Origin of the sequence: Ruminococcus sp. 210702-SL.1.03, assembly GCF_020559915.1 — a bacterium.
In the GTDB taxonomy this organism is placed as follows: domain Bacteria; phylum Bacillota; class Clostridia; order Oscillospirales; family Ruminococcaceae; genus YE71.
Window position 1 is genome coordinate 19,889 of sequence record NZ_JAJCLZ010000025.1, and the last position, 10,710, is coordinate 30,598.

Genomic DNA, 10,710 nt, shown 5'->3' on the forward strand with positions numbered 1-10,710 from the left:
ATTATTGCCAAAGGTGATATTTTTATACTTATCGTGATCTGCTTAGTCGATCTCGACCATTATCTTCTGGTCGATGCGCGAAGCGCCCGCTCTCATTACCACGCGGATAGCTTTGGCGATCCTGCCCTGCTTTCCGATAACTCTGCCCATGTCGTTTTCGGCAACGTGCAGGTGGTAAACGATAACGCCCTCTTCATTTTCGGGATCAACGGAAACGCTTACAGCGTCTTTATTTTCTACCAGCTCGCAGGCTATGGTTTTGAGTAGTTCTTCCATGCGATACCGTTCCTTTCAAAATAATTCGCCGACTGCTGCCGGCGAAAGGGTTTGGGGCTATCAGATAGTTCCGTTCTTCTTCAGCAGAGCCTTTACTCTGTCGGTAGGCTGTGCGCCGTTAGCGATCCAGGTCTTTACCTTCTCGTCGTCAAGCTTGAGAACGATAGGATCCTTGGTAGGATCATAGTAGCCGATCTCCTCGATGAAACGTCCATCTCTGGGGTATCTGGAATCAGCAACAACTATTCTGTAAAAAGGAGCTTTCTTAGCGCCCATTCTTCTCAGTCTGATCTTTACTGCCATTTTAAATTCACCTCCATCATCATACTTTTTGTATTTAAGCCGCAAAGCGGTTCAAATCTTATTTCTTAGGCATACCGCCCATGAGCTTTAACATTCCCGCGCGATTCATGCGCGCTTTCTTGCCGTGCAGATTTTTTCCGCCCAGACCGAATTGCTTCATCATCTTCTGCATCTGGTCGAACTGCCTCAGCAGCTGGTTCACGTCGGAAACCTGCGTGCCGCTGCCCGCCGCTATCCTGCGCTTGCGCTTGGGGTCGATGAGCGAGGGCTTTGCGCGCTCGGCTTTTGTCATCGACTGTATCATGGCTTTCGTCTTTTTGAGCTGTACTTCGCCCTGCTCAACCTGCTCGTCGGTTACCTGCGAAGCGCCGGGGATAAGCTTGATTATCGAGCGCATAGAGCCCATTTTGTGTATCTGCTCCATGTTCTCCAACAGGTCTTCCATGTCGAAGCCGCTCTCCTGCATCTTTTTCGCCATGCGTTCTGCGTCGTCGTGGTCGATGGCGGATGTCGCGCGCTCGATGAGGGTGAGCATATCGCCCATGCCGAGTATTCTCGAAGCCATGCGCTCGGGGTGGAATTTCTCGAAATCGTCCAGCTTTTCGCCCATTCCGACGAACTTTATCGGCTTACCCGTTACGGAAAGTACGGAGAGCGCCGCGCCGCCGCGCGTGTCAGAGTCGAGTTTTGTCAGCAGCACGCTGTCGATGCCGAGCGCTTCGTCGAAGCTGGAGGCTACCTTTACAGCGTCCTGACCGATCATCGCGTCTACTACTAGCATTATTTCGTTAGGCTGCGCGATCTTCTTTATATCCACAAGCTCCTGCATAAGCTCTTCGTCGATATGCAAACGGCCTGCGGTGTCGATGATAACAAGGTCGTTGCCGTAGTCGCTCGCGTGTTTCAGACCCTCTTTTACTATCTTGCGCGGGTCTATCTGACCCATCTCGAAAACGGGGACTTCCGCCTTAGCGCCTACTACTTTCAGCTGTTCGATAGCCGCGGGGCGGTAAACGTCGGCGGCGATGAGCAGCGGTCTTTTCATCTCTTTATTTTTAAAATATTTCGCGAGCTTCGCGGCGTGGGTGGTCTTGCCTGCACCCTGCAATCCGCACATCATTATAACGCAGGGCGGCTTGTTCGGAAAATTTATCTTCGCGTTGCCGTCGCCCATCAGCGCTATCAGCTCTTCGTTTACTATCTTGATGACCTGCTGAGCGGGGGTAAGGCTGCTTAAGACCTCTTCTCCCACGCTGCGCTCGGTAACTTTATTTACAAAATCTTTAACTACTTTGTAGCTTACGTCAGCCTCGAGAAGCGCCATCTTGACTTCGCGCATGGCAGTCTTTACGTCTGCTTCGGTAAGCTTTCCGCGCGATTTAAGCTTTTTGAATACTCCTCCGAGTTTTTCTGAAAGTCCCTCGAATGCCATCTGCCGCGCCTCCTGTCTTTATTCGTTGTAGTCCGAATTTTCGTACTCTTCGAGTTTACTGTCGAGATTTTCGAGCAGCGCTATCACCTTTTCGGCTATGTTTTTGCCAAACGTCACCTTGCGGCATTCATCAAGCGCCTCCAGTGCCTGCGACTTGAATTCCAGCAGCTGATCTTTCTGCTGCTGCTGAGCCGCCGCCAGCCCCAGTGCGTTATCGTAGTGCCGCAGAGTTTCCTCGCTGCGTTTCAGCGCGTCGTGCACACCCTGCCGCGAGATCTCGTACTGCTCGGCTATTTCGGAAAGCGAGAGGTCGTCGTTGTAATAAAGATCCATCATCTCGCGCTGGCGCTCGGTAAGCAGCGCGCCGTAAATATCAAGCAGCACGCCCATCTGCAAATTTTTTGCCATTTCCATATCTGCGCCAAGCCCCTTTCCGAAAAAGTATGTAAAGTTTGATCTCTTTACATCACGAATTATATTATATATCAAGTGAAACGCCTTGTCAAGCGTTTTTGCAAAAACTCCAAAAAAATTTACAATTTGCATTGAAAACAGCTATAAATATATGGTATGATTATTCATATTATATAAAGTGTTAAATGGTATAAGTATGAGTAGAAGGATTTGATGGGGGTTAGGATTATTTATGTTGGAATTTGAGATCAAGAATGAAAAAGACTCCTTAAAGCTGCCGGCGCTCTCTTTTGGCACGGCAAGTTTCGAGCGCAGCGATTCAGACGAAGTTTATTTCGAGCTGCTCGATACATTTTATAAATGCGGCGGCAGGTGCATCGACACCGCGCGCGTATACTGTTCGTGGCTTGAGGAGGGGCTTGATTCCTCCGAGGGCGTTATTGGCAGATGGATGCGCGCCCGCGGCAACCGCGATGACATTATCCTTTGTACAAAGGGCGGCCACCCGCCGATCGGCGAGATGGAGCGTTCGCGCCTTTCACGCGCTGAGCTTGAGTACGATATTTCACGCTCGCTCGAAGTGCTGGGTACAGACCATATCGACGTGTATTTCGTTCACCGCGACGATGAGCGCATACCTGTTGAAGAGATAATGCCGATACTTAATGATTTTTACCGCAGCGGCAGAGCGCGCTTTCTCGGCGCTTCAAACTGGACGGCTGCCAGGATCGAGGCTGCCAATAAATTCGCGCTGGAAAACGGCATGGAGCCTTTCCGCGTCAGCCAGATAAATTACAGCTTGGCGCACAGCAGCACCGATACTTTCGGCGACCCTACCGTGGTCTGCATGAACCTGCGCGAGTTCAAATGGTACCAGCGCAACCAGTTCCCAGTGATGGCTTACTGCCCGCAGGCAAAGGGCTTTTTTGCGAAGCTGGCGCGCGGCGAGTCGATGAAGAATCTGCCCGAAGGTCAGTTTACCAGCACCGCGAATCTTGCACGCCTTGCCCGCGTAAAACAGCTGAGTATGCAGGAAAACATACCCGCCGCAGTTATCCCGCTGGGCTACCTCAACAGCCAGCCTTTCTTCGTAAGCTCGGTTTTCGCCGCTTCAAAAGATTGGCAGATAAAGGAGAATATGCAGGCGCAGGATCTGAAATTTGATTACAAGACTATTGCGTTCCTCGAGAACATCATATGAAAATTTGAATATTAAAATGAAAAGCTGTACGCCCGAAAACGTACAGCTTTTTAGTATTACTGACGGTAGTCGCCGATTATGCGGACGATTATGTCGTGCAGCTTTTCAACCTTGTAATCGCCGATTATAGGCTCGAGGTGAGAGTCGCCGATGCCCGAATCGTCGGTGAGGAAAACGTAGCTGCCGCCCGTGCAGATAGCCGCTCCGCGCGCGAAAAGCTCAGTATCGCGCTCGGTGTTTGAAGAAACTATCGGCACTAGGCGTATACCCTTTTTCGCCGCGTCCTTCACCGCCTGCGCTACCTCGTCGGAGTCCTCCGCGTGCGGGGGCGCGTCGAAGATCATGAACGCGATCTTCACCGAGTCGTCGCTCCACTTGCCATTGCTCAGCGTTTCGTTCATTATCCTGCCGACTGCTTCGGGAATATCTCCGCCTCCGTCCGCGCTCTCGGCGTTGATCTGGCTCTGCACGGTCGCGACGTCGTTGGTAAAATCGTTCAGCTTGGTGACGTAATCGTCGCCCTCATCGCGGTAGAAATTAGCCGAGTAGTAAGTATCTTCTGTACCGACCTCTTTCGCGATCGCGCTGAATTCGCTCTGCAAAAAGAGCATTTCGTCGCTCATCGAGCCGGTAGTGTCAACTATGAACATTATTTCCGTCTTTTTGTAAAGCTCGTTGCCGCCTAGGGTAAGCTCGCACTCGGCGTAGTCGGAAACCTCGCTGCCGCCCTGCTCACCGCCGCTCGAATTTGCCTTGACTTCCGCACTCTGCGTTTTGCCCTCGGAATTCGTCGCTTCAACGCCCGCCGCGGTCTTGCCCTCTGGCGTGAAGAGGTACGCCCTGCCGTTTTTGTCGGTAACTGCGCTCCAAAGCAGCTCGTTGTCCTCGCCGAGCAGATTAACGGCAACGTTCGCCGCCGCCTCGCCCGACTCGTTTTTCACGGTAACTGCAACTCTTCCGCGCGGGTCGATGCCGTAGCTCGGGAAGCTGATCGTGCCCGAATTTACGAGATTCATGAGGAAGCCCCAGTTGTCGTTGTCGCGCCACTCGCCCGCCGTAAGCTGACCCGCTTCGGGCATGGCGGAGTTGGTCTGCGCGCCGTCCTCGCCTTCGACTGCGGATTTTTTAACGTCCTCAGCGTCGCCCACGGTCATTTCGTCCGTCACGCCGTCCGCGAGTTCGCCTGTTTCTCCTTCGTATACGCCGTCCTCGGCTTCCATCGCGGCCTCTGCATCGCCCGCGTCAGTTTTGTCAGCTTTCTCAGCTTCAGTCGCGCCCGCAGACGCTTTCGCCGACCCGCCTGCCGTGCCTGCCGACCTGCCGCTCGAAGCTGCCGCCCCATCGCCGCAGGAAACGGCGCACATTGCTATGGAAATTGCTGCTATCATTGATATTATATTTCCGGTATTTTTCATGGTAAACGCCTCCTTTACCTATATAGACGTATTTTGCATCGTGAATATTACATGGGCGGAGAAAAAATTGCAAAGGATCTGCGCCATTCTTCCCGCAACAAAAAAATTAACAATTTGTGACTTTAAAACCGCTCTGAAATGTGGTATAATAATTAAGGTATATAGAGTGAAGTTATTAGAAACGGAGATTTTATTGATGAGCGAATTTGATATACTCAAAAGAAAAGCGCTGGAAAAGTATTTTTCAGGACTTAACGATATGCAGCGTAAAGCCGTTTTCAAGGTGCACGGCCCTCTGCTGATACTCGCCGGCGCGGGCAGCGGAAAGACTACTGTGCTGATAAATCGCATCGCGAATATGATCTACTTCGGCGACGCTTATACATACGAGGATACCCGCGAGCATACCCCCGCGGAGCTTGATTTCCTGCGCGCTTACGCCGCGGGCGAGGTCGACGAAGCGGGCGAGCTTTCGCAGATAGTTTCCCACGGCTGTATCGTCCCTTGGAACATACTGGCTATCACGTTTACGAATAAGGCAGCGAACGAGCTGAAAGACAGGCTTGAGCGTATGCTCGGCGAGCAGGGCGTAGGCGTTACGGCGGCTACTTTCCACTCCGCCTGCGCACGCATACTCCGCCGCGAGTGCGAACGCCTAGGTTATAAGCCATCGTTCACCATCTACGATACCGACGACTGCCTGCGCCTTATAAAGCAGGCGCTCAAAGAGCTGGATATTTCGGATAAGATATTCCCGCCGCGCGCTATGCTCTCGGCGATCTCGGCGCAGAAAAACAAGATGATCTCGCCAGATAAGTATTACGAGATGTATAAAAACGAATTCCGGGAGCGAGAGATAGCTAAGATCTACAAGCTCTACAACAGCCGCCTTTTTGAGGCGAACGCTATGGATTTCGACGACCTGCTCTGCAACGTCGTGAAGCTTTTTGAGGAAAACGACGATGTGCTCTTGCATTATCAGAACCTCTACAAATACATCCTCGTTGACGAGTATCAGGATACAAATACCGTGCAGTTCCGCCTGATAGACCTGCTCGCGGCGCGCCACAATAACCTCTGCGTTGTCGGCGATGACGACCAGAGCATCTACAAATTCCGCGGAGCTACCATCGAAAATATACTTTCGTTTGAAAAGACTTTCGACTGCGACCCCGATACCGACGTTATCCGTCTGGAGCAGAATTACCGCTCTACGCAGAACATACTTACTACCGCAAACGTGCTCATCGGCAACAATCAGGGCAGAAAGGGCAAGAACCTTTGGACAGACCTCGGCGAGGGCGAAAAGGTGGTAGTTTACAACGCGCTGAACGAACGCAGCGAGGCGCGCTTTATTGCCGAAACGATAAAGAAAAATGTGGAAGCGGGCATGAAATACCGTGACCACGCCGTGCTCTACCGCATGAACGCTCAGTCGAACATAATCGAGCAGGTGTTCGTCCGCGAGGGCATACCTTATGTGGTTTTCGGCGGTCAGAAGTTCTACGAGCGCAAGGAGATAAAGGACATCATAGCCTACCTCGCAGTTATCAACAACCACACCGATACGCTGCGCCTGCGCCGCATAATCAACGAGCCAAAGCGCGGTATAGGCGACGCTACCGCCGCTGCGGTGGAGCAGATAGCCTCAGACCTGGGCGTTGACCCGCTGGAGGTAATGCGCGACAGTGCAAGCTACGCGCCCATCGCGAAAAAGAGCAAGGCGCTCACCGGTTTTTACGAGCTGATAGAAACTCTCGACGACCTTTCACAGGAGATGAAGCCCTCAGAGCTGCTGACCGAAGTGCTCGAGCGCTCGGGCTACGGCGAGATGCTGCGCAAGCACGGCGACGAGGGGCTGAACCGACTGGAAAACATCGCCGAGCTGCGGTCTACTATGGTGAACTATGAGGAGAACGTGGAAGAGCCTACCATAGAGGGCTTTCTCGAAGAGATCTCGCTGTATACAGATATTGACAAGTATGACGAGAGCGAGGACTACGCCGCGCTCATGACGATACATTCTTCAAAGGGCTTGGAGTTTGACTGCGTTTTCATACCCGGCATGGAGGAAAACGTGTTTCCCTCCGCGCGCTCGAGCGACAACCCCGAAGACCTCGAGGAAGAGCGCAGGCTCGCTTACGTTGCGATAACCCGTGCGCGCAAAAAGCTGTACCTTATGCATTCGACTATGCGTATGCTCTACGGCAGAACGGGCGTGAACCGCCCCTCGCGCTTCTTGGCTGAGCTGCCCGAGGAGAACACCGAGCACATCAAGGAAGAGAGCAAACTCTCGTTCGAAGCGCGCAAACGCCCGCAGAAGCCCGACTATTCTCACGAAGCGAGCGACGTTTTGGCACGCCGCAAAAGCTCTATCGAGCACACCGGCGAAAGCGGAAGCTTTAAGGCTGGCGACAGGCTTCGTCACCCGAAATTCGGCGACGGAACAGTGCTTTCGGCGGAAAACATGGGCAACACCGTGCTGCTGGAAGTAGCTTTCGACGAGTGCGGAACTAAAAAGATAATGCCTTTCAAAAACGTCAAAAAGATATGACGCTTGGCGAATAAAGAATATCTCTGCCGCAGGTGCGCGAAAAGGCGCGAAAACCCTGCGGCAGATTTTTAATAATATGTGAACTTTGCGAAAAAGCTATTTACTTAAAAGCTTTGGTGTGATAAAATATAGATGTGATTTAGCGCTTTAATACATGATTTGATATGTGTTATTATAGAAAGGTGAACTTAGCAATGAGGGAAAAACTAGAGATTAAAAATTTGAACGAGCTTTACAAGGCTATACTTTGTCTGGAAACTGAGGAGGAGTGCGCGCTTTTCTTCAAAGACCTCTGCACTATACCCGAACTGAAATCGCTCTCGCAGCGCTTTCAGGTGGCTAAGCTGCTTACGGGCAGCCACGTTTACAGCGATATTGTAAAGGAAACGGGCGCTTCCACAGCCACCATCAGCCGCGTCAACCGCTCGCTGACATACGACGGTACGGGCGGCTACAGCATAGTTTTTGACAGAATGAAGGATAAAAAGTAATGGCAGCTTACGGAAGCTTTGCATATTTTTACGACAAGCTCCAGCATGGCGTGGATTACGAAGGCATGGCGCGGCAGATAGACGCTTACGTCGAAAAATTCGGCGGCAGGCGCGGGATACTGCTTGACGCGGCCTGCGGCACGGGAACTCTCTGCGAAAAGCTTGCGGCGGCGGGGTACGACGTGGTCGGCATAGACGGCTCGGATGAGATGCTCAATGCCGCGCTCGACAAGAAATTTGAGAGCGGCAGCCGTATACAGTACTTGCGGCAGGATATGAAAAGCATAGATATGTACGGTACGATAGACGTTACCGTATGCACGCTCGACAGCGTGAACCATCTGGAAAATGAGGACGAAGTACGCGCTTTTTTTGAGCGCGTTTCGCTTTTTGCATACCCCGACGGTATGTTTATTTTCGACGTCAACACGCCTTACAAGCACCGCGAAGTATTGGCGGACAACGCCTTTATCTACGATATGGAGGGGCTGTACTGCGGCTGGCAAAATGAGTGCGATAAAACGGACAGCTCAGTATCTATATACCTTGATTTCTTTGAAAAGACCGAAAAAGGCTACGAACGTTACAGCGAGAGCTTCCGCGAGATAGCGGTGGAAATACCGCGCGTGGAAGAGCTGCTTTCGCAGACGGGTTTTGAGATACTGGGAGTTTACGACGGATACAGCGAAGCGCCGCTTGCCGAAAACAGCGAGCGCGCGGTGTTTGTATGCAGAAAAATTTGTGAGGATAATTAAAATGGGAAGAATCGTTAGAGTTATAAACGGCGACGCTTCGGTAGTTTGCAGCGCCATAGATGGAAAAGACATCGTTGCGAGGATAGAGGAGATAAACAAAAGCTCGGCGGTATGCACGGCGGCGCTCGGCAGACTTGCCCTCGGCGCTTCGCTGATGGGCTTCGGGCTGAAAAACGAGGGCGATACCGTTACCGTGCGCACTGACGGCGGCGGGCCTGCGGGCACGCTCATCGCGGTGGCAGACAGCTACGGCAACGTAAAAGCGTACATTCAGAACCCCGTGGTAGAGCTTCCGCTGAACGCTAAGGGCAAGCTGGACGTTGGCGGCGCGGTAGGTACAGACGGCACGCTTACCGTTATAAAAGACCTCGGCATGAAGCAGCCCTACTCGGGACAAGTGCCGCTCGTTTCGGGCGAGATAGCGGAGGACATCACCCAGTACCTCGCAGTGAGCGAGCAGGTGCCCAGCGTTTGCGCGCTCGGCGTGCTTGTCAACCCTGACCTCAGCGTGCGCTGCGCGGGCGGTTTTCTGCTGCAGCTTCTGCCGTTCGCACCGGAGGATGCCGTTGACGTGATAGAGGCGAATATCGCGAAAATGAAGCCTGTGACCGAGATGCTCGAGAACGGCATGACGGCGGAGGACATAGCTATGCTGGCGCTCGAGGGCTTAAAGCCTGAAAAGCTGGACGATTTCGAGGTGAATTACGTCTGCGACTGTTCACGCGAACGCACCGAGCGTATGCTGATCTCGCTCGGCAAAAAGGAGCTTGAAGAGCTTGCGCAGGACGAAAAGACCGAGGTCTGCTGCAACTTCTGCGACAAAAAGTACGTCTTTACCGCCGACGAGATAAAGGCGCTGGCTGAGCAGAAGCCCGAACCGCAGGAATAATTTCGGCTCACACGGAATAGTATGATAAAGGAAATTCACATAAATGGTAAAACTTATAGTAAAACATAAGCTGCCGATGGTCGTCGTGATAGGCGTGGGGCTGATCTGCGCGGTGCTGCTGGCGCTGGTGTACCTGCGGGTCATCAAGCTCAACACTCCCTCGCGCAAGGCTTACCCCGTGCGCGGCGCGGACGTTTCGTCATATCAGGGCGACATCGATTGGACGGTACTGTCCAAAAATTTGGACTTTGTATTTATCAAGGCGACCGAGGGCAGCAAGCATCTTGACGGCAAATTCGCGTATAATTACGCCGAAGCGCGCGGTACAGACCTGCGCGTGGGGGCGTACCACTTTTTCAGCTTCGAGAGCGGGGGAGATACGCAGGCGGATAACTACATCGCAAACGTGGAAAAATTTGACGGTATGCTGCCGCCTGTGGTGGACGTCGAGCTTTACGGCGATTACCGCGCCGATCCGCTGCCCGCCGAGGACGTTGTTCCGCAGCTTAAAACGCTGCTTGAAAAGCTGGAGGAGCACTACGGCTTGAAGCCGATAATTTACGCGACGGGCACTGCCTATAATATGTATGTAAAGGAAGATCTTGCAGACTACGATCTGTGGATACGCTCGGTGTATTTCAAGCCCGAAAGCAGCAAACAGTGGACTTTCTGGCAGTATTCCGACACCGCAACGCTAGACGGCTACGATGGCGAGGAGAAGCATATTGACCTAAACGTATTTAACGGTAGCGCTGAGGAGTTTGAAAAGTACGGTTGTGCAGAGTAACTAAAATACAGATTAAAATTTGTGCAATTCTACAAAACAAAATTTTTTTCAAAAAACGCTTGACAAGAGCACGATGTTAGTGTATAATATAATAGTCGCTTGAAGAGATAACAAAAAAACTTCTGAAAGCGCTAAATCGGAAGCTTAGCTCAGCTGGGAGAGCATCTGCCTTACAAGCAGAGGGTCATAGGTT

The 10,710-nt window shown here is 52.1% G+C and carries 11 protein-coding genes; 6 read left to right on the plus strand and 5 right to left on the minus strand.

Annotated elements, in window-relative coordinates; all coding sequences use genetic code 11:
- Positions 1 to 42: 42 nt before the first annotated feature.
- Genes LI114_RS10960 through ylxM form a run of 4 tightly spaced genes read right to left on the minus strand, consistent with a single transcriptional unit; the run spans position 43 to position 2,500 of the window.
- On the minus strand, positions 43 to 276 hold the full coding sequence (locus tag LI114_RS10960) for a KH domain-containing protein (RefSeq protein WP_022128417.1): 234 nt from the start codon (positions 274 to 276) through the stop codon (positions 43 to 45).
- Between the two features lie 60 nt (positions 277 to 336).
- Positions 337 to 579, minus strand: a complete 243-nt coding sequence (gene rpsP / locus LI114_RS10965; protein ID WP_022128418.1) for a 30S ribosomal protein S16 — start codon at positions 577 to 579, stop codon at positions 337 to 339.
- A 58-nt stretch (positions 580 to 637) separates the two neighbouring features.
- On the minus strand, positions 638 to 2,011 hold the full coding sequence (gene ffh, locus LI114_RS10970) for a signal recognition particle protein (protein ID WP_022128419.1): 1,374 nt from the start codon (positions 2,009 to 2,011) through the stop codon (positions 638 to 640).
- Between the two features lie 18 nt (positions 2,012 to 2,029).
- Positions 2,030 to 2,500: a YlxM family DNA-binding protein gene (gene ylxM, locus LI114_RS10975; protein WP_227220677.1), complete on the minus strand. Its 471-nt coding sequence runs from the start codon at positions 2,498 to 2,500 to the stop codon at positions 2,030 to 2,032.
- 157 nt (positions 2,501 to 2,657) lie between these two features.
- Here ylxM and LI114_RS10980 point away from each other — a divergent pair, with 157 nt between their 5' ends.
- The gene (locus LI114_RS10980) at positions 2,658 to 3,626 is read left to right on the plus strand and encodes an aldo/keto reductase (RefSeq protein ID WP_227220679.1); all 969 of its coding nucleotides are present in this window, start codon (positions 2,658 to 2,660) and stop codon (positions 3,624 to 3,626) included.
- Positions 3,627 to 3,682: 56 nt separating this feature from the next.
- Here LI114_RS10980 and LI114_RS10985 read toward each other — a convergent pair whose 3' ends face one another.
- A complete protein-coding gene (locus tag LI114_RS10985; protein WP_227220681.1) occupies positions 3,683 to 5,041 on the minus strand; it encodes a hypothetical protein in 1,359 nt (452 codons plus the stop codon).
- Between the two features lie 196 nt (positions 5,042 to 5,237).
- Between LI114_RS10985 and LI114_RS10990 the strand changes: the two genes are divergently transcribed.
- From LI114_RS10990 to LI114_RS11010, 5 genes are all read left to right on the plus strand, one after another.
- Positions 5,238 to 7,595, plus strand: a complete 2,358-nt coding sequence (locus LI114_RS10990; protein WP_227220683.1) for an ATP-dependent helicase — start codon at positions 5,238 to 5,240, stop codon at positions 7,593 to 7,595.
- 194 nt (positions 7,596 to 7,789) lie between these two features.
- Positions 7,790 to 8,086 carry a YerC/YecD family TrpR-related protein gene (locus tag LI114_RS10995; protein ID WP_022128424.1) on the plus strand — a complete coding sequence of 99 codons (297 nt, stop codon included), beginning with the start codon at positions 7,790 to 7,792 and terminating at the stop codon, positions 8,084 to 8,086.
- Positions 8,086 to 8,841, plus strand: coding sequence for a class I SAM-dependent DNA methyltransferase (locus LI114_RS11000; protein ID WP_227220684.1), 756 nt, complete (start codon positions 8,086 to 8,088; stop codon positions 8,839 to 8,841). Before LI114_RS10995 ends, LI114_RS11000 begins: the two co-directional genes overlap by 1 nt.
- A gap of 1 nt (position 8,842) precedes the next feature.
- Positions 8,843 to 9,730, plus strand: coding sequence for an Hsp33 family molecular chaperone HslO (gene hslO / locus LI114_RS11005; protein ID WP_227220685.1), 888 nt, complete (start codon positions 8,843 to 8,845; stop codon positions 9,728 to 9,730).
- A 43-nt stretch (positions 9,731 to 9,773) separates the two neighbouring features.
- Entirely contained in the window at positions 9,774 to 10,517 is a 744-nt protein-coding gene (locus LI114_RS11010; RefSeq protein ID WP_227220687.1) for a GH25 family lysozyme, read from the plus strand.
- Positions 10,518 to 10,710: the final 193 nt, after the last annotated feature.